The organism is Microbispora sitophila (assembly GCF_014892245.1).
Taxonomy (GTDB): domain Bacteria; phylum Actinomycetota; class Actinomycetes; order Streptosporangiales; family Streptosporangiaceae; genus Microbispora; species Microbispora siamensis.
In genome coordinates this window covers 18,814-45,218 of sequence record NZ_JADBGC010000036.1, presented here as the reverse complement: position 1 = coordinate 45,218, position 26,405 = coordinate 18,814, and the positions used below count along the sequence as shown (strand labels likewise).

Sequence of the window (26,405 nt, the reverse complement as noted above, 5' to 3'; positions counted from 1 at the left end):
GTGCGCGTACTCGGGCTGATCTCGGGAACCTCCCACGACGGGATCGACTGCGCGCTCGTCCGCTGGTCGCGGGACGGCGACCTGCTCACCGGTGTCGTGGAGCGCACCGGCACGGTGCCGTACCCGCCCGGCCTGCGGGCCGCGATCGTCGCCGGGCTGCCGCCGAACCCCGCGGACATGGGCGAGGTCTGCCGTCTCGACACGCTCGTGGGCCAGGCGTTCGCCGAGGCGGCGGCGACCTGTCCGGCCGCCGACCTCGTCTGCTCACACGGGCAGACGATGTACCACTGGGTGGAGGACGGGCACGTGCGCGGGACGCTCCAGCTCGGGCAGCCCGCCTGGATCGCCGAACGGCTAGGCGTGCCGGTCGTGTCGGACCTGCGGGTGCGCGACGTGGCCGCGGGCGGGCAGGGCGCGCCGCTCGTGTCCGCCTTCGACCTGCCGCTGCTGTCCGGGCTGCCCGTCTCGGCGGGGCGGGCCGGCGCGCTCAACCTCGGCGGCATCGCCAACCTCACCGTGTGCGAGCCCCCGCTCGCGTACGACACCGGCCCGGCCTCGGCGCTGACGGACGCGGCCGTACGCGCCGCCACCGGCATGCCGTACGACGAGGACGGCAGGCTGGCCGCGGCGGGGAAGGTCCACGAGGGCCTGCTGGCCGAGTTGCTCGCCGAGCCGTACTATCACCGGCCGCCGCCGAAGACGACGGGCAAGGAACTGTTCCACGCGGGCTATCTGGACCGGGTCGCCGGGCCGTACGCGCTGGGCCTGCCGGACCTGGTGGCGACGCTCACGGCGCTCACCGCCGAGACGGTCGCGGCGGAGATCCGTCGGCACCGGCTCGGGACGGTGGTCGTCTCCGGCGGCGGCGTGCGCAACCCGGTCCTGATGCGCGCGCTGCGTGAGCGGGCCGAAGGAGCGCGGCTGCTGCCGAGCGACGACCTCGGTGTGCCCTCGGACGCCAAGGAGGCGGTGGCGTTCTCCTATCTCGGCTGGCTGACCGCGCACGGCCTGCCCGGCACGGTGCCCGCCTGCACCGGCGCGGCCGGATCGCGGGTGCTCGGCACGATCACCCCGGGCCGCGGGCCGCTGCGGCTGCCGGAACCGCAGGACCTGCCGCCCCGGAGCATCCACATGGAAGGGCGAGGGGCGGCGCACCGCGCCTCGCCCTGATCCTGATGGCCTTCACCGGCTCAGCGGCCGGCGCGCAGCGCCGCGATGAACCACTCATAGGAGGGCACCCCGGACGGGAACGGAGGCGTGTCGTTGAGCACGCCGAGCAGTTGCCAGTATCGCTCCACCCTGCGGTCGGTGAACCTCTCCAGCATGTCGGCGAGCCGTGCGCGTTCGGCGGCGGGCACATCCGCACCTACCAGCCGGTCCACGATCCGCTCGGCCTCCGCCGACTCCGGGGCGATCCCTTGGTCCAAGGCCCGCCCGGCCTCGTCCAGGACTGCCTGCGAGTCGTACGACACCGGCGTCACGGGCTCGGCCGGGCCGAGCGCCATCCCGCGCACCCGCTCCCGGAAGGCCGGGTCGGAGACCAGCCCGGCGAGCTCGATCCAGGCCTCCACCTGCTCGGTGGTGGGTTCGTCCGGCAGCGCCTCGGGCAGGCGGCGCATGCTCTGGGCGATTCCCGCGCCGGGCGCGTCGGGGTCGGTGCCCGCGAACACCTCGTCGACGAAGTCGTCGATGATGCGCTGCCGTTCCCGTGCCGACAGCCGAGCCAGTTCGTGCATGAGTCTCATCTCCTCGATGGTGCCGTCGTGTTCCGCGACCGACCGCATGACGGCGCGCCGCGCCCGCAGGACGGCGATCTCCGCGTCCAGCGCGGCGACGTGTGCCCTGGCGACCTCCGCGAGACCGACGCGCCTGGTCACGACCCGCTCCACGGTGGCGAGGTCGAGCCCCAGGTCGCGCAGCGTGCGCACGAGGTGCAGCCGGGCCACAGCCGCGGCGTCGTACAACCGGTAACCGCCCGCCGACCGCCCGGCCGGTTGGATGATCCCGATGTCGGACCAGAACCGGATGGTGCGGGCCGGCACGCCGGCCAGCCTCGCGAGCTGTCCGATCGTGAGCGGTCCGGGATCGTCCCTCTCGACGGTGTCCCGGCAGGCGGCGGCCGAATCCGTTCGGCGGAGCTCCGTGCGGTCGTTCACATGCACAGCCTCGACCTTCCAGTCACTGGAAGCTCAACTACTTTTTTCGAGACGGCCGCCATGGCCGCTGTCCCGCCGCCTCCGGCCGGAGACGCGGCGCTTGACCCTGACACCGTGTGAGGCATTGGAATCGCCACACCATGTTCACCATCGGAGATTTCGCCAGGCACGGCCGCGTGTCGGTCCGCATGCTGCGCCACTACGACGCGATCGGGCTGCTGCGCCCGGCCCACGTCGATCCCGCGAGCGGCTACCGCTTCTACGAGGCGGGTCAGCTCGCCCGCCTCAACCGGATCACCGCGCTCAAGGACCTGGGCTTCACCCTCAGGCAGGTGCGGGAGGTCCTGGACGAGCAGGTGAGCGCCGAGGAGCTGCGCGGGATGCTGCGGCTGCGGCAGGCGGAGCTGGAGGCGGCGATGGCCGCCGCGGCGACCCGGCTGGCCCAGGTCGAGGCGAGGCTCCGGACGATCGAGAGTGAGGGACATATGAACACCGACGACGTGGTGGTCAAGCGCATCCCCGCCGTCCGGGTGGCGGAACTCAGCGGTGTGGCGCGCAGCTACGAGCCGGAGGACATCGGCCCGGTCGTCGGCCCGCTGTTCCACGAGCTGTGCCGCAGGCTGGACGAGGCCGGGGTGACCCCGGTGGGGCCGGGGATCGCCTACTACGAGGACGCCCCCGGCGGCGACGGGATCCTCGCGCACGTGGCGATGCCGGTCGCGGTCGAGCCCAGGGGCGGTCACGACTTCGCGATCGTGGACCTGCCCGCGATCGAACGGGCGGCCACGATCGTGCATCGCGGCCCGATGGACGACGTCCTCCCGACCGCGCAGACGCTGGCCCGGTGGATCGCCGACGGCGGCCACCGCTCCGCCGGGTACGCCAGGGAGCTCTACCTGGAGGCCGGGGAGGATCCCGCCCGGTGGGTCACCGAACTCCAGGAGCCGCTCGCCGGCTAGAGGTACGAGGCCGACATCTTTGGTGCGTTCTGGTGGACGGCTGGGCTCACGCCGCCTCTTCCTACGGGGTCACTCGGCTGCTCGCGGTCTCGTCGTCGTGCGCTGGCTTTGCGGCCGGTGACCGGCTCGCCGGCTTGTCGGCACGGAGGGCGACGGCGGGGATGACCGCGGCGATCGCGATGCCGATCGCCCACCAGAACGCGCCGTGGAAGGCGCCCGTGGCGCCGTGGCCGAGGCGCGACTGCAGGGCGACGGCGACGATCGCGGTGCCGAACGAGGCTCCCACCTGCTGGGCGATGCGGGTGCTCATGGTGGCGTGCGGGATGCCTGTCGGCCGGATGTCCTGGTAGGCGACGGACATCGGCGGGATCAGCACCGCCCCGATCCCCAGGCCGCGAACCAGCAGCACGGCTCCCAGCCACCACAGGCTCGTGCCCGGCCCGGCAGTCGCGAACGGAACGGTGGCGACGGCGGCGAGCAGGAAGCCGGCGATCGTCACGGCGCGCGCCCCGAACCGGTCGACCAGCGTGCCGATCAGGAAGCGCGAGGCGAGCGCACCCACACCCTGCGGGATCAGCAGCAGCCCGGCGTCCAGCACGCTGTCGCCCCGCAACTGCTGGTAGTACAGCGGCAGCAGGAACATGCCCGCGTACATCGCCGCGCCGGCGGTGAACAGGACCGCGGAGGCACTGCCGAGCGAGCGCGCGCGCAGCAGCCGGACGTCGACGATCGGCGCGCGCTCGCCGGGCCGCGACGCCCAGGCGATGAACGCGGCCAGCAGGACCACCCCGGCCGGGAGCGGCACCAGCACCCCGGGGTGGCCGATCCCGCCATCCTCGGACAGCCGCGAGAGGCCGAGCAGGATCCCCGTCAGCGCCGGCGTGAGCAGCACCAGGCCGATCCAGTCCAGGCGCCCGCGCCCCGCCGAGGAGCCGGGGCGGTCGGCGGGCAGGAACCGCCACGCCAGCAGCAGCCCGGCGGCGATCACGGGCACGTTGATGAGGAACAGCCAGCGCCGCGGCCATCCAGACCCGCTTGCCGCCCCAGCGGCGCTCCGCCCACCCGGTGACCGGGATCGCGACGGCCATCGCCAGCAGGAAGCCGGTGGTGACCCACTGGATCGTGCCGGCGGTCGAGTGCAGCTTCACCGCCAGCGTGTGGATCGCCAGCATCACCATCGTCGAGTCGAGGATCGCCGCGATCCCGCCCACGACCAGCGCGATCAGCGCGTTCTTCACCTGCGGCGACAGCTTCGCCTCGGTGGTCTTGCTCGCCGCGCTCGAGCACTACCGGAACAGCCACCCCGTCGACGTCCCCGACACCGGCACCCTGCGCGGCGACCTCCTCGCCGCACTGACCGGCATGGGCGAGGCCCGCGCCGCTTTCTTCGCCATCGCCGCGGCCGCCGCCTTCTCGGGGCTGCTGGCCGACACCGGGCTCACCCCCGCCCAGGTGCGCGACCGGATCATGGGCGACCAACGGCTCTCGCGCGTTCGGACCATCTATCAGCGCGCCCATGACCGCGGCGAGATCGACCTGGAACGGATCCCTTCCGCGGTGCTCGCCATGCCGTTCGACCTGGTGCGCCACGACCTGCTCATGGACCTCGAACCTCTGAAGCCCACACGCATCCGGTCGATCGTCGACGAGCTCTTCCTCCCCCTCGTCCACAACCACCACAACGGGCCGGGCTCGGCGTAGAGGCAGGCGGGTACGGCGGCTCAGAGCCAGCCGGGTTTGACCAGGCCCGACTCGTAGGCGATCACGACGAGCTGGGCTCGGTCGCGGGCGTGGAGCTTGCTCATCGTGCGGCTCACGTGGGTCTTGGCCGTCGCCGGGGACATGTAAAGCCTGGCGGCGATCTCGTCGTTCGTCATGCCGGTGCCCACCAGTGCGAGGACCTCCCGCTCCCGCTCGGTGAGCGGGTCGAGGCGGGTCGCGATGCCGGGCTCCTTGGCGCGGGCGACGTACTCGGCGATGAGCCTGCGCGTCACGCCGGGGGACAGCAGGGCGTCGCCGGAGGCCACCACCCGGACGGCCTGGATCAGCTCGGCCGGCTCGGTGTCCTTGACCAGGAAGCCGCTCGCGCCGCCGCGCAGGGCCTCGAAGACGTACTCGTCCAGCTCGAACGTGGTGAGCATGACGATCTTCACGTCGGTGAGGGCGGGGTCGCCGCCGATGCGGCGGGTGGCCGTCAGGCCGTCGGTGCCGGGCATGCGGATGTCCATCAGCACCACGTCGGGGCGCAGGTCCCGGGTGAGCAGGACGGCCTGCTCGCCGTCGCCGGCCTCGCCCACGACGGTCATGCCCTCCTGCGCGTCGAGCAGGGCCCGGAACCCGGCCCGGACCAGTGCCTGGTCGTCGGCGAGCAGGACACGTATCACTTCGGCTCCTTCGGGTTGGCGGACGGGGGCAGGGGGAGGCGGGCCTCGACGCGGAAGCCGCCGCCGGGCCGGGGGCCCGCGGTCAGCGATCCGCCGAGCGCCGCGGCCCGCTCGCGCATGCCGGGGATGCCGTTGCCGCTGCCGAGGCCCGCCTCGGCCCGCGCCGTTCCCGCGCCGTCGTCCTCGATCATCACGGTCAGCTCCTCCGGCGCGTACGCCACGCGTACGGTCACCCGTGAGCCGGGCGCGTGCCGCGAGACGTTGGTCAGCGACTCCTGCACGATCCGGTAGCCGGCCCGGTCGATGCCCGCGGGCAGCGGGCGCGCCTGCCCGGTCACCTCCAGCGTGACCGGCAGCCCGCTGCGCTCGGCGAGGTCGGACAGGTGGGCCATCCCGGCCGTGGGGGAGCGTGGCGCGCCGTCCCTGAGCAGGCTGAGCACGCCGCGCATCTCGGTCAGCACGTCCTTGGACGCCTGCTTGATCGTGGTGAGCGCGGTGCGGGCCTGCTCGGGGTGGTCGTCCAGGATGTGCAGGGCGGTGGACGCCTGGACGTGGATCAACGAGATGTTGTGGGCGAGCACGTCGTGCAGCTCCTGGGCCATGGTGAGCCGTTCCTCGCTCGCCTGCCGCCGGGCCTCCTCCCGCTCCACGCGCTCGCGTTCGGCGAGGCGCTCGCGGCGCATCCGGTGGAACTCCGCGACGGTGAGCGTGAGCAGCAGGTAGGCCGCGACCGCGGTGTGGTGGAAGAGACTCGCCCGGTGGGGGATGAACCAGGTGGCGTAGACGACCACGAACAGGAAGAACGCCGCCGACGACAGCCACGCCGCGCGGCGGTGCCCGGACAGCACCGCATTGAAGATCACGATGATCGGGCTCAGGAAGACCGGCCCGTACGAGTAGCCGAACAGCATGTAGACCGAGGTGGCCGTCAGCGTGACGACCAGCACGCCGACCGGCGCCCGCCGGCGTAGCGCGATCGCGAGCGGCCCGACCAGCAGCAGCGCGTAGCCCCACAGGGTCAGCGGCACCCGTCCGAGGTCCGGGTTCCGCAACTGCCAGTACTGGGCGCCCATCGTCAGGAACACCTGGAGGATCCCGACGATGACCGGTAGAACGGGATCGATCCGGTGGTACATGGCGGAACGGGAGCGCACATCCGCACGCTAGGCCATCTCCGCTGGTCACCGCATCCGCCCGAGGCGGCAGTCCGCCGTACGCCGGAAGGAGTAGCCGGTTTCCCGCTTCGCGCGTCGGCTCGTTCGGCCGAACCTGCGTCCAAAACCGGACAACTCCGCAGCGTTTCTGACTTCCGTGAGTCATGCTGGACTGATCGCTCACGTGGTGGAGGTGCCGGGCATGAGGAGCGTCGTCGTCGCGTCGCTGGGACTGGTCACGTTCGCGGGCTTCCTCGCGCCGCCCGCCCACGCCGCACCGGCGGGATCCGCGGCGGAGGTCAAGCGGCCGGTCGCGGAGGGGTACGGCGGGGCCGTGGCCACCGTGGACCTGGACGCGAGCAAGGCCGCGCTCTCGGTGTTGCGCCAGGGCGGCAACGCGATGGACGCGGCGGTGGCGGGGGCGGCGGCGCTTGGCGTGACCGAGCCCTACTCGGCCGGGCTGGCCGGGGGCGGCTTCATCGTCTACTACGACGCCCGCACGCGGAAGGTGACCACGATCGACGGGCGGGAGACCGCCCCGCGGGCGATGACCTCGACGGCGTTCGAGGGCATCCCGTTCGCGGAGGCCGTCACCAGCGGGCTGTCGGTCGGCGTCCCCGGCAGCGTCGCCCAGTGGGATACGGCGCTGCGCGGATACGGCACGATGTCGCTGCGGCAGGCGCTGCGCCCCGCGATCGAGATCGCCGAGAAGGGCTTCGTCGTCGACCAGACGTTCCACGACCAGACGCAGCAGAACGCCGACCGGTTCGCCGACTTCACCTCGACCGCGTCGCTCTACCTGCCGGGCGGGCAGCCGCCGCCGGTCGGATCGGTCTTCCGCAACCCCGACCTCGCGCGCACCTACCGCGAGCTGGGCATCCGCGGCCCGGCCTGGCTGTACGGAGGCGCGCTCGGCCGGGAGATCGTGGCCACGGTGAAGAAGCCGCCGGTGCGCCAGGGGGCCACCAGGAACGTCAGGACCGGACTGATGGAGGTGTCCGATCTCAGGGCCTACCGGGCGCTCGAACGGCCGCCCACCAAGGTCACGTACAAGGGCCTCGACGTGTACGGCATGGCGCCGCCGTCGTCCGGGGGATCCACCGTGGGGGAGGCGCTGAAGATCCTGGAGGCCCTGCCGAAGGTCGGCCTGCACGAATACCTGGAGGCGTCCCGGCTCGCCTTCGCCGACCGCAACGCCTATGTCGGCGACCCGGCGTACGTGGACGTGCCGCTGGACCAGCTGCTCTCCGACGGGTTCGCCAAGGAGCGCGCATGCCTGATCGGCCCGCGGGCGATGCCGCACCCCGCCGCGCCCGGATCGCCCGACGGCTCCTACTCCTCCTGCCCGACGTCTCAGGGGACCTCGGCCCCGGAGGAGAAGAAGGAGGGGCCGGAGACCACCCATCTCGTGGTGACCGACCGCTGGGGCGACGTGGCCGCCTACAACATCACGATCGAGCAGACCGGCGGCAGCGGGATCGTGGTGCCGGGCCGCGGCATCCTGCTCAACAACGAGCTGACCGACTTCACCTTCGGCCCGGCTCCGGGCGACCCCAACCTGCCCGCTCCCGGCAAGCGCCCGAGGTCGTCCATGGCCCCCACGATCGTGCTCAAGGACGGCAGGCCGCTGCTCGCCGTCGGCTCGCCCGGCGGCGCGACGATCATCACGACCGTGCTGCAGATCCTGGTGAACCGGTTCGACTTCGGCATGTCGCTCCCGGAGGCCGTGGCCGCGCCGCGCGCCTCGCAGCGCAACACCGCCGCCACCCAGGCCGAGCCGGCGTTCACCGAGCGGCACGGCGCGGACCTGACCGCGCTCGGTCACACGCTGACGGACGTCCCCGGGCCGCCGGCGGGGGAGATCGGCGCGGCGACCGGCCTGGAGTTCCTGCGGAACGGCCTCGTCCAGGCGGTCGCCGAACCCGCGCGGCGCGGCGGAGGCAGCGCCCTCGTGGTCAGCCCGCGTCGCTGATCCGTGCCCCCACGTTGCTGATCTGGGCCCCGATGAGCTCGTAGGCCTCCGGCTTCACCTTGCGGGTGCGCGCCCAGTATTCGAAGGTGAAGCCGGGCCAGAGCGTGCGGTTCTTGCCGTGCTCGTCGAGATACCAGCTCGTGCAGCCGCCCTCGCTCCACACCAGCCGGTCGAGCCGCCGCTGCAGGCGGTCGTTGTAGGCCCGCTGCGCCGACGGCCGTACGTCCAAGGCCTTCGCCTTGGTCCTCGACAGCAGCCGCAGGCAGTCCATGACGTACCGGACCTGCGACTCGATCATGAAGACGACAGAGGTGTGCCCGAGACCGGTGTTGGGGCCGAGCAGGAAGAACAGGTTGGGGAAACCCGCGGTCGTGATCCCGTAGTAGGCCTCGATGCCGTCGCGCCACGCGTCCTGGATCTTGACGCCGTTCCTGCCGACGATCCGCTGCTCGTTGAGCGAGTCGACCACCCGGAAGCCGGTGCCGTACACGATCACGTCGACCTCGTGCTCACGCCCCGCGGCGTCCACGACCGACCGCTCCCTGATCTCGGTGATCCTGTCGGTGACCAGCTCGACGTTGTCCCTGGTCAGCGCGGGATAGTAGTCGTTGGACTGCAGGATCCGCTTGCAGCCGACGGTGTAGTCGGGCGTCAGCTTCGCGCGCATCTCGGGGTCGGGCACCTGCCGGGCCAGGTGCCGCTCGGCCATCGCCTGGTGGACCTTCATCAGCCGGGGGTCGATCGTGAAGCCCACGGCGCGGGTCTCCAGCAGCCAGTAGACGGCGTCGCGCAGCAGGCGGGCGCCGCCGGGCGCCTCCATGGCCCGCTTCAGCCGTCCGTTTATCGGCAGGTCCGGCTTGGGCTGGATCCACGGCGGGGTGCGCTGGAAGACGGTGAGCCGGCTCGCCTGCCCGGCGACGACCGGGACGAACTGGACCGCCGACGCGCCGGTGCCGACGACCGCGACGCGCTTGCCGTTCAGGTCGGCGGAGTGGTCCCACCGGGCCGAGTGGAACACCGTGCCGGTGAAGCGCTCACGGCCGGGGATCTCGGGGAAGGACGGCACGTGCAGGGCGCCGATGCCGGAGACGACGGCGTGGGTCTCGAACGTCTCCCCGTCGCCGGTCGACACCCGCCACAGGGCCCGCTGGTCGTCGTACTCCAGCCCGCAGACCTCCTTGCCGAACCGCAGGTGGGGCTCCAGGCCGTACTTGCGGGCGCAGGCCCGCAGGTAGTCCCAGATCTCCTCCTGCGGGGAGAACAGCCGCGACCAGCCGGGGTTGAGCTCGAACGAGAAGGAGTACAGCGGCGAGGGGACGTCACAGGCGCAGCCGGGGTAGGTGTTGTCCCGCCAGGTGCCGCCGAGCTCGCCGGCCTTCTCCAGGATCACGAAGTCGTGATAGCCGGCTTCCTTGAGCTTGATGGCCATGCACAGCCCGGCGAACCCGGAGCCGATGATCGTGACGCCCGGACTGGGCATGCGTCCTCCCCGTCCTATTGGAAGATTGTCCAATATATGTGTGTGAACGGGCAGGGGTCCAGCAGCAGGGTCCGGCAGCAGGGTCCGGCAGCAGGGTCCGGCGACCGATGCGTACGGCCGGGGCAGCCGGAGAGCGCCCTCGGTGGCCGTTCTAGGCACTCCGTCACTGTATTTCGTATGAGTGGGCGACTGAACCGTCGGCGGGCATGACAAAGCCGCCGACGGGCGCGGTCGTCGGCGGCTGGTACAGGTATGTCAGCGAACCAGGAGGTACGCCACCACGGCGAGGATCACGACGAGCGCCGCACCGACGGCGATCCAAACCGGCAGACGGGACGGCTGCTCCTGAGAGGCCTGCGCGTCCTGCTGCTGCGCGAACGCCCGGAAAGCCTGCGTGTTTCCGGCCGGGTCGATCTGAGGGTCGGACATGGGCATGACTCTAGCGACACATGGTGCGCCCTGGCTGCGATTTGTCGGATTTTGCCCTCTCCTGATGATGGCTTGGCGTTCATGCGAGGCACCGGCGCGAATACCGGACCGGTGGGGGCGGCGGATAGCGTTGTATGCATGCTCCGCACCCTCCTGGCTCCCCGGCTGGTGGCCCTGCACCTGCTGGTCATCGGGGTGCTCGTGTCCTTCACCTTCCTCGGCCGCTGGCAACTCGGCGTCTTCGAGGCGTCGGGCGCCCCACGGCGGGCCCCCGACCCCGCGCCCGTGGCCGTCACCGAGCTGACCCAGGTGGGACAGCATGTCAGCGGCAGCGCGATCAGCCGCAGGGTGACCGCCACGGGGACCTACGACGCCGCGAACCAGCTGCTGGTGGCCGACCGGGTCGCCGACGTCGCCGCCCCGGGCGGCAGGGCGGCCAAGGGGGGCGGATTCTGGCTGCTCACGCCGCTGCGGCTCACGGACGGCACGGTCGTCCCCGTCGTACGCGGCTGGGTTTCCACGGCGGCCGATCCCGCCGCGGCCGTCCCCGAGGGCACCGTGACCGTGACGGGCCGGCTGCGGCCGGCCGAGCAGACCGACGACGTGATGCGCAGCGGGAACCTGCCACGCGGCCAGGTGGCGACGGTGTCGACGGCGGAGCTGATCAACGTGTGGCCGGACGCGCGGGTGCGGGACGGGTTCATCGTCGCGACCGCACAGGAGCCGCCGTCCCGCGCCACGCCGGTGGCCGTGTCGGCGCCGACCGAAGGCGGCGGCTTCACCTGGCGCAACCTGGCCTACGCCCTCCAGTGGTGGATCTTCGCGCTGTTCGCCGTGTACATGTGGTTCCACTTCGTACGCGACGCCCTGCGTGGGCAGCGGGAGCGGGAGCGTGAGGAGCCGCAGCCGGCCGAGCCCGCCGCGCACGCGGAGGCCTGACCGGCCCTGAAGCCGGGACCGCCGGGTGGCACGGATATCGTGTGGTGACCGTTTCCCCAGCAGAGGTAATGATCGACGTGGAATCCGCGCTCAACTTCTATCGCGTCATGGCGTACATCGTCGGCGTGATGCTGCTCGTGCTGTGTGCCGCGATGGTCGTCAAGTACGGCTTCGACAACGGCACGATGGTCGCGGTCGTCGGGCCGATCCACGGCTTCCTGTACATGGTCTATCTCGTGGCCGCGATCAACCTGGGCCTGATCAAGGCCCGCTGGTCGGTCGGCTACCTGCTGCTGGTGCTCATCGCGGGCACGATCCCGTTCCTGTCCTTCGTCCTGGAGCGGAGCGTCACCGAGCGGGTGCGCAGGAGGATCGCCACCGCTTCCTGACCGAACGGACCGGCCGGGCGCCGCGAGGGCGGCCCGGCCGGCGTCTTTTCCTCGGGGCTCCGTGGGGCCTCAGCGGCCGATCTGGCGGCGGCGGATGCGCCGTAGCCGCGTCCGCTGCGACTCGTCCAGCATGAAGTAGGCGACGATCGGCGCCCCCAGCGCGCCGATCGCGATCAGCCAGGCCAGGAGCGTCGGCACCGGAAGGATGAAGACCAGCACGGCCACCACCGCCGCGCCCACGTAGTACTTGCCCAGTGGCGACATCGTCAGGCCTTTCGTGTCGGGTCCCGCGCGGGACGTCGTCCCGCGTTCGCCTGGGAGAACGTCCGAAGTCGCGGCCGAGTTCCGCGAGCCTCCGCGAGTAGTCCTCGGCGCCGCGGTGCCAGGGGAGACGACTGATCGTCTCCGCCCGGCTCCGCGGCGCCGCGCACGCTCCCCGGTCTCCGGCGTGGGCCGCGCTCCCGACGTCGATGGGACAACCCCGTACGGCGGCCCGTCCGAAGGCTCAGCCCTCGCCGGACTCCGACTTGCCCATCGCCTTACGGATCAGGTCGCGGGCGCGATCCATGATCGCGACCGGTGTCCCTATCAGGATGTTCGCCGTCGCCGATTCGACTCCCGGGTGCGGGTGCGTGGGAGCCATCGCCTCGGCCGCCTTGACGCCCACGGCCATCGCCTTGCGCTCGGCCTCGGACGTGCTCGCCTTGAGCTCGGAGAACTCGTAGCGCTCCTCGGCGGCGGCGTGGGCGAACACGGCGGCCCGCAGCCTCTCCAGCTCCTGCGAGAACTCCGCCGTCGTCACGTCCATGTCGTCGAGGCGGCTGAGCATCTCCTTGGCCTCTTCCTCCTCCTGCAGGCGGTTGTCCACGATCGTGTCGCCGCCGACCAGCTTGCGCCGCGCGTAGGGGTGGACGATCTCCTCCTCCGCCGTCTCGTGAACGGCGAGCAGGCGGACGAGGCGGCTGAAGGCCTCCTTGCGCTGCTCCCCTTGGCTCCTGTCGACCTCGTCGAACAGCTCCCGGATGAGAACGTGCTGCTGCGTCAGGAGATCGATCACGTCGTTCTCCCGCATGGTCTCCGGCCTTGACTGGCGGTCCATTAGCGCCTCCTTCCTGGTCATATCGGGGCTACCCGTAACCGGGGAGCGAAACCCCTGACCTGCGGATTCGGCAAACGGAGGCGGTGGCACGGCCCGCAACCCGAACACGGCCGGCGCGGGCGGCCGGTGTCCTCCGATGCACGGGATCTGCACATTTCCGGATGACGGCTCTGCACAGAGGGCATCTACGCTTCCGTCCATGGCTACCCCTCAGCAACGCCGCGTCCTCGTGGTCGAGGACGACGACACGATCGCGAACGCCGTACGGCTCCGGCTCGTGGCGGAGGGCTTCGACGTACGCGTCGCGAGCGACGGCGAGGGGGCGCTGGCGGCCTACGCGAAGGCGGAGCCCGACGTCGTCGTCCTCGACCGGCTGCTGCCGGGCCTGGACGGGCTGGAGGTGTGCCGCAGGATGCAGGCCGCCCGGCCGGTGCCGGTGCTCATGCTCACCGCTCTCGGCGAGGAGACGGACGTGCTGGTCGGCCTGGGCGTGGGGGCCGACGACTACATCACCAAGCCGTTCAGCATGCGGGAACTCGTCGCGAGGATCCACGCGCTGCTGCGGCGGGTGGAGCGGGCCAGCCTGCTGGCCCACGAGGACACGGTGATCCGGGTCGGCGACGTCGAGATCAACACGGCCGAACGCCGCGTGTTCGTCCGCGGGGCCGAGGCCCAGCTCACCCGGACCGAGTTCGACCTGCTGCGGCGTCTCGCCGAGCGGCCCGGCCAGGTCTTCGAGCGCGAACGGCTGCTGTCGGACATCTGGGGCTTCTCCGAGGCCGCCGCGACCCGGACCGTGGACAGCCACGTCCGCGCGCTGCGCCGCAAGCTCGGCCCGGAGGTCGTCCGCACCGTCCACGGCGTGGGATACGCGCTCGTCCGCTCATGACGCTTCACTAGGGAGAGCCAGGCGTTGAGGCCGCTCGACTTCCTCGGCCGGATCAAGGTCAAGCTCGGCATCGTGATCGTGCTCGCCGTGGTCGCGGCGTTCGTCGTCAACGAGGTCGGCATCAACTCCGGCCTGTCCCGGGACCTCAGGATCGCGATCGCCGTCGTGCTCGCGCTGATCATGGTGCAGCTCCTCGCCCGCGGCATGACCCGGCCGCTGCGCGAGATGGCCGCCGCCGCGCAGACGATCGCCAAGGGCCGGTATGGCCTGCGCGTGAGCGCGACATCGCGGGACGAGGTGGGGGAGCTGGCGCGGGCCTTCAACGCCATGGCGGCCGACCTCGCCGAGGTCGATCGCCAACGGCGCGAACTGGTGGCCAACGTCAGCCACGAGCTGCGCACGCCGATCACCGGCCTGCAGGCCGTGCTGGAGAACGTCGTGGACGGCGTCACGCCGCCCGACCTCGACACCCTGGGCACGGCCCTCGCACAGACGCAGCGGCTCGGCCGCCTGGTGGCCCAGCTCCTCGACCTGTCGCGGCTCGACTCGGGGGCGCGGCTGATCGAGCCGGAGGAGCTGGACCTGGCGTCGTTGTGCCGCCAGGCCGTCTCGGAGGCGGCGCTCGCGCGCGACGACGTCACGGTGGTGAGCGCGGTCACGCCGGGGACGGCGCTGTCCGCCGACGCGGCCCTGCTCGCCCAGGTGCTGGCCAACCTGCTCGACAACGCCGTACGGCACAGTCCGTCCGGCGGCACGGTGCGGGTGGAGGCGCGGCCGGCCGGGGCGAACCTGGAGATCAGCGTGACCGACGACGGCCCCGGCATTCCGCCGGCGGAGCGGGCCCGGGTGTTCGAACGCTTCTCGCGGCTGGACGCCGGGCGGGCCGCCGACGCGGGCGGGGCCGGACTCGGGCTGGCCATCGCCAAGGAGATCGTCGAGTTGCACGGCGGATCGATCGCCGTGACGGATCCGGTCCCGGCCGCGAGACGGCCCAAAGGGGGAGACCGGGGGACGGCCCCGGGATGCCGGATGGTCGTCGTGCTGCCGCGTCACGGGGAGCCCGCAGCGGCGGAGAGCGCGGACGGACCCGTCCACGCCGGAAAGGGAGATATGGAAGTCCGGAAAGCGGGCGCGGGCCACACCGCCGGCCGGCCTGAGGGGAAGGGCTCAGCCGGTGACGGCCTGACCGAAGCCGCCCTCGTCGCGGCCGAGGGGCCGGGGGAAACCGGAAACGAGGACGCGCGGGACGAGGTGGCGGTGTTGTCCTCGCCGGAGACCCCGGCCGGTGGTGAGCGACTCGAGCCTCTCCATGAGGTCGCGGCTGCGTCCCGGCGGACGGAGATCGTGGAGAGCGGGGACCCCCAGATCGGCGACCACGGCCGGTCTTCGGACGACACCGGTGCCGCCGACGACGAGGACCGGAAGGAGTCCCGGCGGCCGGACCTCGTCCACGCACGAGCGGACCAGTCGTACGCGGCCTCGCCGGGCGGTGCCGGCCCGCGGATGCTCGCATCACCCACGCTCGCGCCGCACATGCCCGCGCCTTACCCCGGCGTCGTCTACGACCGCGCCGGGCACCTGGCGCGAGCGGCGCTGGGAGCGGGCGTCGGCATGTTCGTGGGATTCTTCACCGGACTGATCGTCTCGGTCTTTCTCGGCCTGGGCGTCATAGCGCTGATGCTGTTCACCGCCCTCGGCGCGATCGCGGGAGCGACGCGCGGCTCGTCGTCGGCCCGCCGAGCGGCGGCGTTCGCGCAGGGGCCGGGGCGATACCCGCCGGCGCCCGTGCCGGCCGGTCGCATTCCCCAGGGTTCCGCCGAGACCGTCACCCAGGGAGCGAGCGTCCCCCCGCCCGCCGCTCGTATGCCCCAGGGTTCCGCCGAGACCGCCGCTCAGGGCGTGAGCGTCTCCCCGCCGGCGCCCGCGTACGTGCCGCCGCCGCTGTTCCCGCGGCCGGAACTGCCGGACGCGCCCCGATGGCTGCTGCCGGCCGCCGCGGCGGCCGGCCTGGTCGCCGCCGTCGCCCTGCCGTACGCGTCGCCCGGACTGGGAATCGTGCTGACGGCGGTCGCGATGGGTGCGGCGGCGTTCCCGGCGGTGCTGCCGTTCCGGCGTGGCCGGATCACGCCGTGGACGGTGGTCTTCGGCCTCCTGGCGTACGCGCTGGTCTCCGTGGCGCTCTTCCGCGACGCCGACTGGCTGGTCGGGCCGGTGCTGCTGGCCGCGTTCGGAGTCGGGTCCCTCGCGGTGTCGGGCGGCGGGCGGGGCTGGCTCGCGGTGATCAGGGGAGGGGTCTCGGTCGCGTTCGCGGTGCTGCCGCTGCCGTGGTTCCTGGCCGGGCCGCTCCGGGGCCTGGCGCGGCGCCGGATGCTGCCCACGCTGGTCAGCGCCGTCGTGACCGTCGTCCTGCTGGCCGTCTTCGGCCTGCTGTTCTCCTCTGCCGACGCCGTCTTCTCGGCCTTCCTCAGCGACCTGCTGCGGACGCCGGAATGGGCGCAGAGCCTGCCCTACCGGGTCTTCGTGTTCTGCGTGTTCGCGGCGCTGGCCGCGGCGGCGGTGCTGGTGGGCCTGCGCCCGGTGGCCGAGCCCGCCGCGCCCGACCTGCGGATGTCCCTCGGCCGCCAGGTGTGGGTGATCCCGCTGCTCGGGCTGAACCTGCTGTTCGCGGCGTTCGTGGCCGTGCAGATCACGGTGTTGTTCGGCGGAAGCCGCAGGGTGCTGACGACGGCGGGCCTCACCTACGCGCAGTACGCGAGGTCGGGCTTCTTCGAACTCGTCACGGTCAGCGTCTTCGTGCTCGGCGTCGTGGCGGCCGCGGTCGCCCTGCTGCGCCGCGAGAGCCGGGCCGACCGCTGGCTGCTCGCCGCGCTGCTCGGTGTGCTGTGCGCGTTCACGCTGGTCATCCTCGCCTCGGCGCTGCACCGGCTCGGCCTCTACACCGACGCGTACGGCCTGTCGCGGCTGCGGGCCTCGGTCGAGGCGACGATCTGGTGGCTCGGCGCGGTGTTCGTGCTGGTCCTGGCCACGGGAGCGGTGCGCCTGTCCGGCGGCGGCACGTCGTGGTTCTCCCGGGCCCTCGTGCTGCTCACCGGGGTGTCGCTGCTGGCGTTCGCGGTGTGGGACCCCGACGCGCGCGTGGCGGAGACCCAGCTGACGGTCCGGGGCGTGGAGCGGCTCGACCACGGCTATCTGAGCGACCTCGGCGCGGAGGCCGTGCCGATCCTGGACCGCCTGCCCGAGCCGGACCGCAGTTGCGTGCTGAGCGATGTGGTGGCGGTCAACGACCTGTCCACGCCGGACCCCTGGAACGGCTGGAACCTCGCCCGAGCCCGCGCCCGGGAGGTGCTGGAGCGGCGACCCGTCGTGCGGCCCGACCACTGCCCCGGCTCGTCGCGTGTGCCCGGCCCGTACGACTGATCTAATCGGGGACGTGACCTTCGATGTGCTGATCAGCGGTGGCCGCGTCGTGGACGGCACCGGAGCCCCCGCGTTCCGCGCCGACGTCGGCGTGCGCGGGGGCCGGGTCGAGGCGGTGGGCCGCCTCGACGCTGCCGAGGCGGACGTGCGGATCGACGCGGCGGGCAGGATCGTGCTGCCGGGCCTGATCGACTGCCACGCGCACGGCGACGCGGCCGTGTTCGACCCTCTCGTGCAGCACGCCGCGCTGCGGCAGGGGGTCACCACGTTCGTGCTGGGGCAGGACGGGTTGTCGTTCGCGCCGGCCACGTCCCCGGCCGCCTTCGCGTACGCGAGCCGCTACTTCGCGGCGGTCAACGGCCCGCACCCGCACGTGGACGGGCCGGTGAGCGTCGCCGAACTGCTCGCCGGATACGACGGCGGGACCGCGCTCAACACCGTCTATCTGCTCCCGCACGCGACGATCCGGTTCGACGTGATGGGCCCCGCGGAGCGGGCCGCGGACGAGGACGAGACGCGGGCCATGCTCCGCAGAATCGAGACGGGCCTGGCCGAAGGGGCGGCCGGACTGTCGTCGGGGCTGGAGTACGCCCCCGGCCGGTACGCCGACGCCGCCGAGCTGGCCGCGTTGTGCCGGCCGCTGAACGGCCTGCCGTACGTGACCCACATGCGCGCGTACGGCGCGTCCGCGTCGGTGGGGATGGCGGAGGTCGTGGAGATCGCCGGCCGGTCCGGAGCGGCCGTGCACGTCTCGCACCTCCACGGCCCGGCGTCCACCCTGCTGCCGCTGGTCGAGGACGCCCGGCGGCGGGACGTCGACCTGACCTTCGACACCTATCCCTACCTGCGGTCCAGCACCATCCTGGCGATGGTGACGCTGCCGCCGTGGGTGCCCGCCGCCGACCCCGACCGCGCCGTGGCGATGCTGTCCTCCGAGCGTGAACGTCTCGCCGGGGAGTGGGCGGGACGCGACGACCTGTGGCCGCGCATCACGCTCTCGCACGCCCCCGGGTTCGAGTGGGCCGAGGGGATGACCCTGCCCGCCGCCGCGGCCGAGTACGGCGCCACCCCCGCGGAGTTCTGCCGGGTGCTGCTGGCGAAGACCCGGCTCCAGGCGGGCTGCGTGCAGGCCCGCCCCGACGAGGGCCCGGCGGGGGAGGAGTCGGTGCGCGCGGTCATGCGCGACCCCTGCCACACCGGCGGCTCCGACGGCATCTACGTGGGCGGCCATCCGCACCCGCGCGGCTTCGGCGCGTTCGCCCGCTACCTCGGCCGGCACGTGCGCGAACTCGGCGACCTCACCTGGGAACAGGCCGCCGTGCACCTGGCCTCGCACCCGGCGCGCCGCTTCCGGCTGCCCGACCGCGGTCTCGTACGGCGTGGTCAGGTCGCGGACCTGGTCGTCGCCGACCCGGCCACGGTGGCCGACACGGCGACCTACGAGAAGCCCCGATCGCTCGCCGTGGGCGTGGACGACGTGCTCGTCGGCGGGGTGCCGGTGCTGCGCGGCGGCGAACTCACCGGCGCCACCCCCGGCCGCGCGCTGCGCCCCTCCTGAAGGCCCGACCAGGGTTGGCTTGCTGTCCATGGGGGTTCACAGGCGGGCGGCGTGCGTCGCGGACGGCTCGTCCAGCGACGCGGAGCGCGACCGCGCACGGCCGGGCAGGAACACCGCCGCCGCCAGCCCCACGGCTGTGAGCGCGAGCATCCAGGTCAGGGCCGGGGCGAAGCCGCTCGCCTGGAGGACGACGGCCATCAACGCCGTGCCTGTGCCCGCCCCGACGCGCTGGATGACGTTCCCCGCGCTGGTCGCACCCGGGATGTCGGCCGGGCTCAGGGTCTTGTAGAGGGCGACGGCGACCGGCAGGCTGCCGACGCCGAAGCCGATGCCCCGGACGAGCAGCGCCGCACCCAGCAGCGTCGTGCCGGTGTCCGCGGTGGCGAAGGCGAAGGGCACGGTGCCCGCGACGGCGACGGCCATCCCCGCGAGCACGAGCGGGCGGGGCGGCAGGCGATCGGCGTACCGTCCGGCCAGCAGGAAGGCCAGGGCGAGCCCGACGCTTTGCGGGGCGAGCACGAGCCCGGCGTCGAACGCGGACAGTCCGCGAACCCGCTGGTAGTACAGCGGCAGCAGGAACATCGGCCCCCAGGTCGTGACCCCGAGGACGAACATCATCAGCGCACTGCCCCGGAAGGAGCGGTCGGCGAACAGTCGCAGGTCGATCAGGCTCGCCCCGCCCCTGCGGGCGGAGTGCAGGATGAACGCGGCCAGCAGCACTCCGCCTACGGCGGCACTTGTCACCGTGTCGGCCTGGATCGAGGCGCCGGAGCCGTCGCCGAGGCCGGACAGGGCGTAGAGGAGGGCGACCACGGCTGCCGGGAGCAGGGCGAGCCCGACGCGGTCGAGCGGCCGGTCGGAGCGTTCGCCGTCCCGGGGGAACCACCGCAGGGCCATCGCCGCCGACGCGAGCACGATCGGAACATTGACGAAGAAGATCCACCGCCAGCCCGGGCCGTCGATCAGCAGACCGCCCAGCAGCGGTCCCGAGACGGGAGCCAGCTGGCCGACGAGACCGACGACGCCCATCACACGTCCCAGGCGATCCGGCCCCGCGACGCGGGCCATCGCAAGCTGCGTCAACGGGAGGATCATGCCGCCACCCAGCCCTTGGAGCGCGCGGAAGGCGATCAGGGAGCCGGCCGACCAGGCCGCTCCGCACAGCACGGAGCCGAGCAGGAACAGGCCGAGCGACGTCAGCCACATGGCACGGACGCCGAACCGGGCGACCGACCACCCCACGAGCGGGATCACCGCGGCCATCGCCAGCACGTACGCCGTGGTGACCCACTGGATCACCGTCACGGCCGCCCCCAGCTCGCGGCGCAGCTCATCGAGCGCGACCGCGACGATCGTGGTGTCGAGCAGAGCGGCGACGGCGCCGGTCAGCAGGGTGACGGTCACCGGCACGAGGCTCGCTCTCTCCCGGCTCGTCATGGGATCAGCAGCGTCTTCCCGATCGTCTCCCGGGCCTCGATGGCTTGATGCGCCTCGTCGGCCCGGGCGAGCGGGTAGGTCTGACCGACGATCGGACGCAGCCGGCCGGCCGCCGCGTGGGCGAGTGCTTCCTCCGTCAGCGCCCGGATCTCGGCCGCGCTCGGTACGCCGCCTGAGGGGACGAGCGTCACTCGCTCGCCGGGCTCGGTGAAGGAGCCGCTCGCCATGCCGTAGACGCTCACCCGGCCGCCTGACCGTACGGCCGCCAGGCCCTGCGCGCCGATCTGCCCGCCGACTCCGTCGAAGGCGAGGTCGACGCCCGCGCCTCCGGTCGCCTCGATGACGTCGCGCTCCCAGCCGGGCCGGGAGTAGTCGACGTAGGCGACCGCACCGAGTGAGGTCACCAGCTCGCCCTTGGCCGTGCCGCGGGCCGCTCCGATCACTTTGGCACCCGATTCGGTCGCGAGCTGCACGAGCAGGGTGCCGACTCCTCCCCCAGCGGCCTCGACGAGCACCCACTCGCCCGGCTTGACCTCCGCCCGCCGGTGCAGCATGACCGCCGTACGGCCGTCGGCGAGCAGTGCGACCGCGTCATGTAGTGGCACGCCGGCGGGGACCGGTACGGCGTCGCCGGCGTGGGCGACGGCGAGCTCGGCATAGCCGCCGGTGCCGCCGGTCGTGGTCACCACGGTCGCCCCCAGGAGGCCGGGATCGGCTTCCCGACCCAGCGCGACGACTCGCCCGCCGACGCCGTTGCCCGGAATCCGGGGCAGGGACGGCCGTCGCATGGCCCCCGGCCCGAGCCCGGCCCGTACCTGCGTCTCGACGAACGTGACGCCGGCGTACTCGACCGCCACGAGCACCTGGCCGGGCCCCGGCGCGGGGTCGTCGACCTGCTGGAGCCGGAGAACTTCAGGCCCGCCGAACCGCTCCATCACTATCGCGCGCATGTCCGCGCCCCTCTCCTCAATCGGAGCGAAATACTCCGTTTGACGGACCGTATAACGGAGCGTTTTGCTCCGCAACCTGGACTAGGATCGACAGCCATGACGGACGGCAGGCGGCGCGCCCCCAGGCAGGCGGAGGCAGAGCGAAACGACCGCGCCCTGCTTCGGGCGGCGCGCGAGGTGCTGGCCGTGGACGGCGCCCACGCGTCGGTGGCGGCGATCGCCGCCCGCGCCGGTGTGGGGATCGGCAGCCTCTACCGTCGCTACCGGACGAAGGAGGAACTCTTCCAGCGGCTCGCCGCGCTCTCTCTCGACGAGACGAACGAGGCCGCGGAGCGGGGCCTCGCCGACGACGACCCGTGGGCCGGGCTGACCGGCTTCATCAGCGCCTGCGTCGAGTTCCGCCAGGGATCGCTCGGGCCCGTCGCCGGGAGCATCGAGGTGACGGAGGAGATGTGGGCCAAGTACGCCCGCGGCGAGGAGTTGCTCGCAGCGCTCGTGGCCAGAGCCCACGAGGCCGGCGTCCTGAGACCTGACGTCACCCCTGTCGACGTCTCCCTCCTGATCGAACAGCTCGGCACCTCGCCCGTGCTGGATCAGCTCCGCGTGCAGGGCCGCGACAACCTGCTCGCGGAGGCGGCGAATGCGCACGACCGGCTCATCGCCATCGCGCTGGACGGCCTGCGCGCCGTCCACACGCGCCCGCTACCCGGCGACCCGCCCAGTGACCGGCTCTTCACCGAACGCTGGGCCCCCCGCCCTGACGCCTGAAGCAGGGCGAGCAACCCGAACTGCCCGAGCCCGCGCGTCGTCATCGCCGATCGGTGCAGGACATGTCCTGGTCGCCGGCGACGACCAGGCCGGATTCGTACGCGAAGACGACGGCCTGCGCGCGGTCGCGCAGGTCCAGTTTCGTCAGCAGGTTGCTCACGTGACTTTTGACCGTGTGCTCGGTGACCACCAGATCCGCGGCGATCTCGGCGTTGGACCGGCCGCGCGCGAGCAGCCGCAGCGTATCCATCTCCCGGTCGGTCAGCTCACCCAGTCGCTGTCGCAGCCTGGGCCGGGCACGTCCACGCCCGACGAACTCGGCGACCAGGCGCCGGGTGATCGCAGGGGCCAGCAGTGACTCCCCCTCGGCGACCAGGCGGACGGCGCGTACGAGGTCGTCCCGCCGTACGTCCTTGAGCAGGAAGCCACTGGCCCCGGCGCGCAGGGCGTCGTAGACGTACTCGTCGACGTCGTACATCGTCAGGACCAGCACCTTCGCGTCGGTCCTGCGGCTCACCTGTGCGGTGGCCTCGACGCCGTCCACGCCGGGCATCCGGATGTCCATGAGCACCACGTCCGGCTCCAGTTCGACCGCCTTCGCGACGGCCTCGGCGCCGTCGGCCGCCTCGCCGACCACGGTGATGTCGTCATGGGCGTTGAGGATCATCGCGAAGCCACCGCGGAACAGGTCCTGGTCGTCGGCGACGAGTACGCGCAGCATGCCGTCAGCCGATCGGCAGGGTCGCGGTGACGGTGAGACCCGGGTTCCCCGGCCGAACGGCGAACCGGCCGCCGCACGCCGTGACCCGCTCCCGCATCCCGATCATGCCGTGTCCTTCCCGTAGCTCCCGCCCGCCCCGGCCGTCGTCGGCGACCTCGACGTCCAGGGTGTCATCGGACCAGCGGAGCCCTACGCGGACGGTGCTCGCTCCAGCATGCCGGATCGTGTTGGTCAGCGCCTCCTGGATGATCCGGTACGCGGCGATGTCCACGTCGGAGGGAAGGCGCCGTGGCTCGCCACGCACGTCGGCGGAGACGTCCAGGCCCGCCCGGCGGGCGTTGTCCAACAGACCGGGCAGGGCGTCGAGCCCGGGCTGCGGCCCCCGGGCCGGAGCCGGGCCACCGGGTGCCTCGCTACCGCGCAGCGCGCCGAGGATCAGGCGGAGCTGGCCGATCGCGTCCCGCCCGGCCGCTGCGATCGCCTCGAAGACCGCCTCGGCCTTCTCCGGGTGATCGCGCACCACCAGCGGGCCGGTCTCCGCCTGGATCACCATGAGACCGACCGAGTGGGTCACGATGTCGTGCATGTCGCGGGCGATCCGGGTGCGTTCGCGTGCGACCGCGGCGGCGCGTTCCTCGCGGATGCGAGCCTCGCGCTCCCGTTCGGCGTCCCGGCCGGCCCGCCGGGCCCGTGCGCCCACGCCAAGGGCGTACGCGGCGACGATCGCGGTGAGGAGGTAACGGTAGGTCTCCAGATCCTCGTGCGGGACGACGAGCGACACGGCCACGCCGGCGGCGAGACCCGCGATGCCCGCGTCGCGCCGCGCCCGGGAGAGATCCGCCGCCGCGAACGTGTAGGTGCACACGAGCACGCCGTACGGCAACAGCAGCACCAGAGTCGCGGAGTGCGGCAGCGACCTCGCCGCGATCGCCAGGATCGTCGTGGCGCAGCCCACGACCGCACCGACGAGGAGAATCGCGCGGCGCCGCCACAGCACGGGCACCGACATCAGGACGGCGAGCGCCACGGCCCACCACGGCTGCCGGTACGGGACGAGGACGGGCGTCACCGTCATCACGGTGACGACCGCGGTGATCGCGACGTCGGCCTTGAGGGACTGAGGATGCTCGCCCGCATGACCGGCTCCGGGGTTGTCAGAGGGAACCCGGCAAGACTATGCGCGCGGCACCCGCCGTCGCCTCCACCGCCCGGCTGATGGCCGTCTCACTCCTTCGAGTGAAACCCGGCGCCACGACTCTCCGAGCGGTCCCGGTCCCTGCGACTGGCATCCGGATCGCTCCCGCCGGTGATGTGCGTCGCGGCCGGACACCTGGAGGGTCGGGGCGGCTGGAGAAGGAGGCTGCACGATGAATTCACCGATTCGGCGCCTGGCCGTGGTGCTCGCCGCCACGGCGCTGTCGGCGACGCTGTTCCATTTCGGCACCGGGCTCACGCCGGTGCCCTGGCTCACCTGGGTCGCACCACTGCCGGTGCTCGTCCTCGCCCACCATGTCGGCGCTCGCGCCGCGTTCCTCGCGGCGTCGGCCGCGTGGCTCGCCGGTGAGACGACGATGTGGGGCTACTTCCTTGACACCGTGCGGATCCCGCCCCCGATGGTCGTGTCGCTGATCGTCGGGTCGGCACTGCTGTTCGGGCTGGTCGTCCTGTTGTCACGGGCCCTGATGCTGAGGGGGCGTACGCTGACGGCCGCCGCCGTCGTGCCGGCGGCCTGGGTCGCCGTCGAGTACGCGTTGTCGGTGCTGTCACCGAACGGGGCATGGTGGAGCCTGGCCTACACCCAGGCCGACGTCCTTCCGGTCCTGCAGACCGCCTCGGTCACCGGACCGTGGGGAATCACCTTCCTGGTCCTCGGGGTTCCCGCGGCCGCCGCCGCGTTCTTCGCGCCGCGGGCGGCCGGGCGGCTGCGGGTGGCGGTCAGCGCCGCGATCATCCTGGCTCTGACGGTGGGGTACGGCGCCTGGCGGCTGCGCGAGCCGTACGGTGAGGGCTCGCAGAAGGTGGCGCTGCTCGCCACCGACCGGGACGGCTGGGTCCCGGTCGCCTCCACGGAGGGACGTGCCCTCCTCGGGCGGTACACGGCGCGGATCCCGGGCCTCGCCGCACACGGTGCGCGGGTCGTGGTCATGCCGGAGAAGGTCTTCATCGCCGACGACGCGACGCTGCCCGTACTGGCGGCGCCGCTGGCGCGGCTCGCCGCCGACCACCACGTCGACATCATCGTCGGGCTGATCCTCGAGCGGTCCGGTAGCCTCCGCAACGCGGCTGTCGACTTCCCCGCCGACGGGAGCCGGCCGGTCGAGTACTTCAAGCATCACCTCATCCCCGGACTGGAAAGCGACTTCCAACCCGGGGACCGTAAGGCCTTCGTGCCCGGTTCGGGCTCCCGCTGGGGAATCGCGATCTGTTTCGACCTGGATCTGCCCGGCCTGGTGCGCGACTACCGCAGGAGCGGCGCCACGACGATCTTCGTGCCCGCCTGGGACTTCGATCGGGACCGCTGGCTGCACGGGAGGATGGCGGTCACCCGGGGCGTCGAGACCGGGCTCACCGTGGCGCGCGCGGCGCGGAACGGCGACCTGGTCGTGAGCGACGCCAACGGCCGGATCCACACCGAGGCGCACAGCGCGGACGCGCCGTTCGTGTCCACCCTCACCACGCTGCCCACCCGCTCGGCCGACACGCCCTACACAAGGTTCGGCGACTGGTTCGCCTGGGCCTGCGCGCTCCTGCTGTCGCTCGCGCTCGCATCCCTGACCCGCACCCGGCGTGCGCCGGCCGGGGCTACTCGGCCAGGACCTGGCGCAGCGTGACGGCGAAGTTGTCCGGGTCGCCCGGCATGCCGAACGTGTCGTCGAGGAACCCGCCGTGGTTGCTGGGGAAGATCACGGGCTTGGTGCCGAGCCGCTCGGCGACAGCCTCGCCCGCACGGCGGGCCATCTGGCCCTCCGACTCGACGCCCACGCCGACGACGACGCGGGTCGGGGCCGCGCGGAGCGCCTCGAAGTCGTGCTCGTGGTGCGTGCAGGTCATGAGGTTCTGCCGCATCATGGGGTCGTCGCGAATGCCGTCGTCTTCCGTGGGCAGCCCGAAGGCGGCCGGGCTCTGCATGGGCTGATCGGCGAAGTCCGCCGGGATCTCGCCCTGGAGGCCGACGACCGCGATGAACTTCACCATCGCCGGGCCGAAACCCTCCCGCTCGTACGTCCGCCGGATGTCCGCGATCGCGGCCAGCGCCTGCTCCCGGTCCGGCAGCACCTGGGCGGCGGGCGGCTCGTGCGCCACGAGCGTGCGCACCTGTTCCGGATGCCGGGCCACCAGCGCGAGCCCGTTGACCGCGCCTCCGCTGCTGGCGAAGATGTCCACCGGCCCGCCTCCGAGCGCGTCGATCAGCCGGTGCAGGTCGTCGGCGTGCAGGTCGGGGGTCGACTCGGCGGCGCCGTCGGTGCGCGCGCTCCGCCCGATCCCCCGCGGGTCGTAGGTGACCACCGTTCGATCCTGGAAGTGCCGGGCCAGGGCGGTGAACCCGGTGGCGTCCATCGGCGATCCGATCATCAGCAGGATCGGCTCGGTGGTTCCCTCGGCCTCGCGTACGTCGTAGTGGAGAACGCAGCCGGGCACCTCAAGGGTGTGGGTCCTGGGCTCGGTCATGGAGTCGCTCCTCTTCGACGCGTGTGAGGCAGCCA

23 protein-coding genes and 3 pseudogenes are annotated in these 26,405 nt (G+C 72.6%); 11 read left to right on the top strand and 15 right to left on the bottom strand.

Annotated elements, in window-relative coordinates:
• Positions 1 to 1,170 (top strand): anhydro-N-acetylmuramic acid kinase, encoded by a 1,170-nt coding sequence (locus IL992_RS41530; RefSeq protein ID WP_193208773.1) that lies wholly within the window; start codon positions 1 to 3, stop codon positions 1,168 to 1,170.
• A gap of 20 nt (positions 1,171 to 1,190) precedes the next feature.
• On the opposite strand, the gene IL992_RS41525 is transcribed toward IL992_RS41530, so the two are convergent.
• The gene (locus IL992_RS41525; RefSeq protein ID WP_193208772.1) at positions 1,191 to 2,156 is read right to left on the bottom strand and encodes a helix-turn-helix domain-containing protein; all 966 of its coding nucleotides are present in this window, start codon (positions 2,154 to 2,156) and stop codon (positions 1,191 to 1,193) included.
• A gap of 140 nt (positions 2,157 to 2,296) precedes the next feature.
• On the opposite strand from IL992_RS41525, the gene IL992_RS41520 reads away from it, so the two are divergent.
• The gene (locus tag IL992_RS41520) at positions 2,297 to 3,115 is read left to right on the top strand and encodes a MerR family transcriptional regulator (RefSeq protein WP_193208771.1); all 819 of its coding nucleotides are present in this window, start codon (positions 2,297 to 2,299) and stop codon (positions 3,113 to 3,115) included.
• A gap of 61 nt (positions 3,116 to 3,176) precedes the next feature.
• Here IL992_RS41520 and IL992_RS41515 read toward each other — a convergent pair.
• Together IL992_RS41515 and IL992_RS49165 are read right to left on the bottom strand one after the other, a co-directional pair.
• A pseudogene (locus IL992_RS41515) lies at positions 3,177 to 4,136 on the bottom strand (MFS transporter); the annotation flags it as partial.
• A 72-nt stretch (positions 4,137 to 4,208) separates the two neighbouring features.
• Positions 4,209 to 4,287: pseudogene (locus tag IL992_RS49165) on the bottom strand (hypothetical protein); the annotation flags it as partial.
• Between IL992_RS49165 and IL992_RS41510 the strand changes: the two are divergent.
• Positions 4,271 to 4,816, top strand: coding sequence for a TetR-like C-terminal domain-containing protein (locus IL992_RS41510; protein WP_404804820.1), 546 nt, complete (start codon positions 4,271 to 4,273; stop codon positions 4,814 to 4,816). The pseudogene IL992_RS49165 and the gene IL992_RS41510 overlap by 17 nt on opposite strands.
• Positions 4,817 to 4,836: 20 nt before the next feature.
• Here the strand turns inward: IL992_RS41510 and IL992_RS41505 are convergent, their stop codons facing one another.
• Complete coding sequence (locus tag IL992_RS41505; protein WP_193208770.1) at positions 4,837 to 5,499, bottom strand: response regulator transcription factor; 663 nt, start codon at positions 5,497 to 5,499, stop codon at positions 4,837 to 4,839.
• Positions 5,496 to 6,653 (bottom strand): sensor histidine kinase, encoded by a 1,158-nt coding sequence (locus IL992_RS41500; protein WP_319019161.1) that lies wholly within the window; start codon positions 6,651 to 6,653, stop codon positions 5,496 to 5,498. Before IL992_RS41500 ends, IL992_RS41505 begins: the two co-directional genes overlap by 4 nt.
• Positions 6,654 to 6,855: 202 nt before the next feature.
• Here IL992_RS41500 and ggt point away from each other — a divergent pair, with 202 nt between their 5' ends.
• Positions 6,856 to 8,625 (top strand): gamma-glutamyltransferase, encoded by a 1,770-nt coding sequence (gene ggt / locus IL992_RS41495; RefSeq protein WP_193208769.1) that lies wholly within the window; start codon positions 6,856 to 6,858, stop codon positions 8,623 to 8,625.
• On the opposite strand, the gene IL992_RS41490 is transcribed toward ggt, so the two are convergent.
• Together IL992_RS41490 and IL992_RS41485 are read right to left on the bottom strand one after the other, a co-directional pair.
• Positions 8,609 to 10,105: a flavin-containing monooxygenase gene (locus tag IL992_RS41490; protein WP_193208768.1), complete on the bottom strand. Its 1,497-nt coding sequence runs from the start codon at positions 10,103 to 10,105 to the stop codon at positions 8,609 to 8,611. The genes ggt and IL992_RS41490 overlap by 17 nt on opposite strands.
• A 255-nt stretch (positions 10,106 to 10,360) precedes the next feature.
• Positions 10,361 to 10,534 (bottom strand): hypothetical protein, encoded by a 174-nt coding sequence (locus IL992_RS41485; protein ID WP_193208767.1) that lies wholly within the window; start codon positions 10,532 to 10,534, stop codon positions 10,361 to 10,363.
• 138 nt (positions 10,535 to 10,672) lie between these two features.
• Here IL992_RS41485 and IL992_RS41480 point away from each other — a divergent pair, with 138 nt between their 5' ends.
• Together IL992_RS41480 and IL992_RS41475 are read left to right on the top strand one after the other, a co-directional pair.
• Positions 10,673 to 11,473: an SURF1 family protein gene (locus IL992_RS41480; protein ID WP_193208766.1), complete on the top strand. Its 801-nt coding sequence runs from the start codon at positions 10,673 to 10,675 to the stop codon at positions 11,471 to 11,473.
• Between the two features lie 68 nt (positions 11,474 to 11,541).
• Positions 11,542 to 11,862, top strand: a complete 321-nt coding sequence (locus IL992_RS41475; RefSeq protein ID WP_179155439.1) for a DUF3817 domain-containing protein — start codon at positions 11,542 to 11,544, stop codon at positions 11,860 to 11,862.
• 69 nt (positions 11,863 to 11,931) lie between these two features.
• On the opposite strand, the gene IL992_RS41470 is transcribed toward IL992_RS41475, so the two are convergent.
• Positions 11,932 to 12,126: a hypothetical protein gene (locus IL992_RS41470; protein ID WP_193208765.1), complete on the bottom strand. Its 195-nt coding sequence runs from the start codon at positions 12,124 to 12,126 to the stop codon at positions 11,932 to 11,934.
• Between the two features lie 241 nt (positions 12,127 to 12,367).
• Positions 12,368 to 12,961 (bottom strand): hemerythrin domain-containing protein, encoded by a 594-nt coding sequence (locus IL992_RS41465; protein WP_226874746.1) that lies wholly within the window; start codon positions 12,959 to 12,961, stop codon positions 12,368 to 12,370.
• A gap of 199 nt (positions 12,962 to 13,160) precedes the next feature.
• On the opposite strand from IL992_RS41465, the gene IL992_RS41460 reads away from it, so the two are divergent.
• The 3 genes from IL992_RS41460 to IL992_RS41450 are packed head-to-tail and all read left to right on the top strand — an operon-like array spanning position 13,161 to position 18,825.
• Entirely contained in the window at positions 13,161 to 13,850 is a 690-nt protein-coding gene (locus tag IL992_RS41460; protein WP_079319272.1) for a response regulator transcription factor, read from the top strand.
• Between the two features lie 24 nt (positions 13,851 to 13,874).
• Entirely contained in the window at positions 13,875 to 17,267 is a 3,393-nt protein-coding gene (locus IL992_RS41455; RefSeq protein ID WP_193208764.1) for a DUF4153 domain-containing protein, read from the top strand.
• Between the two features lie 13 nt (positions 17,268 to 17,280).
• Entirely contained in the window at positions 17,281 to 18,825 is a 1,545-nt protein-coding gene (locus IL992_RS41450) for an N-acyl-D-amino-acid deacylase family protein (protein ID WP_193208763.1), read from the top strand.
• Between the two features lie 36 nt (positions 18,826 to 18,861).
• Here the strand turns inward: IL992_RS41450 and IL992_RS41445 are convergent, their stop codons facing one another.
• On the bottom strand, positions 18,862 to 20,229 hold the full coding sequence (locus IL992_RS41445) for an MDR family MFS transporter (protein WP_319019160.1): 1,368 nt from the start codon (positions 20,227 to 20,229) through the stop codon (positions 18,862 to 18,864).
• Between the two features lie 29 nt (positions 20,230 to 20,258).
• Complete coding sequence (locus IL992_RS41440; RefSeq protein ID WP_193208761.1) at positions 20,259 to 21,212, bottom strand: zinc-binding dehydrogenase; 954 nt, start codon at positions 21,210 to 21,212, stop codon at positions 20,259 to 20,261.
• A 96-nt stretch (positions 21,213 to 21,308) separates the two neighbouring features.
• Here IL992_RS41440 and IL992_RS41435 point away from each other — a divergent pair, with 96 nt between their 5' ends.
• Positions 21,309 to 21,980, top strand: coding sequence for a TetR family transcriptional regulator (locus IL992_RS41435; RefSeq protein ID WP_193208760.1), 672 nt, complete (start codon positions 21,309 to 21,311; stop codon positions 21,978 to 21,980).
• Positions 21,981 to 22,020: 40 nt separating this feature from the next.
• On the opposite strand, the gene IL992_RS41430 is transcribed toward IL992_RS41435, so the two are convergent.
• The 3 genes and pseudogenes from IL992_RS41430 to IL992_RS49295 all read right to left on the bottom strand — a co-directional run.
• The gene (locus tag IL992_RS41430; protein ID WP_193208759.1) at positions 22,021 to 22,701 is read right to left on the bottom strand and encodes a response regulator; all 681 of its coding nucleotides are present in this window, start codon (positions 22,699 to 22,701) and stop codon (positions 22,021 to 22,023) included.
• 4 nt (positions 22,702 to 22,705) lie between these two features.
• On the bottom strand, positions 22,706 to 23,401 hold the full coding sequence (locus IL992_RS49300) for a sensor histidine kinase (RefSeq protein WP_449843678.1): 696 nt from the start codon (positions 23,399 to 23,401) through the stop codon (positions 22,706 to 22,708).
• Positions 23,393 to 23,803 (bottom strand): annotated as a pseudogene (locus tag IL992_RS49295) (DUF7134 domain-containing protein); the annotation flags it as partial. The pseudogene IL992_RS49295 and the gene IL992_RS49300, both read right to left, overlap by 9 nt.
• Positions 23,804 to 24,068: 265 nt before the next feature.
• On the opposite strand from IL992_RS49295, the gene IL992_RS41420 reads away from it, so the two are divergent.
• On the top strand, positions 24,069 to 25,532 hold the full coding sequence (locus IL992_RS41420) for a nitrilase-related carbon-nitrogen hydrolase (protein WP_193208757.1): 1,464 nt from the start codon (positions 24,069 to 24,071) through the stop codon (positions 25,530 to 25,532).
• Here IL992_RS41420 and IL992_RS41415 read toward each other — a convergent pair.
• Positions 25,504 to 26,370, bottom strand: a complete 867-nt coding sequence (locus tag IL992_RS41415) for an alpha/beta fold hydrolase (RefSeq protein WP_193208756.1) — start codon at positions 26,368 to 26,370, stop codon at positions 25,504 to 25,506. The two genes, IL992_RS41420 and IL992_RS41415, sit on opposite strands and share 29 nt — an antisense overlap.
• Positions 26,371 to 26,405 lie beyond the last annotated feature (35 nt).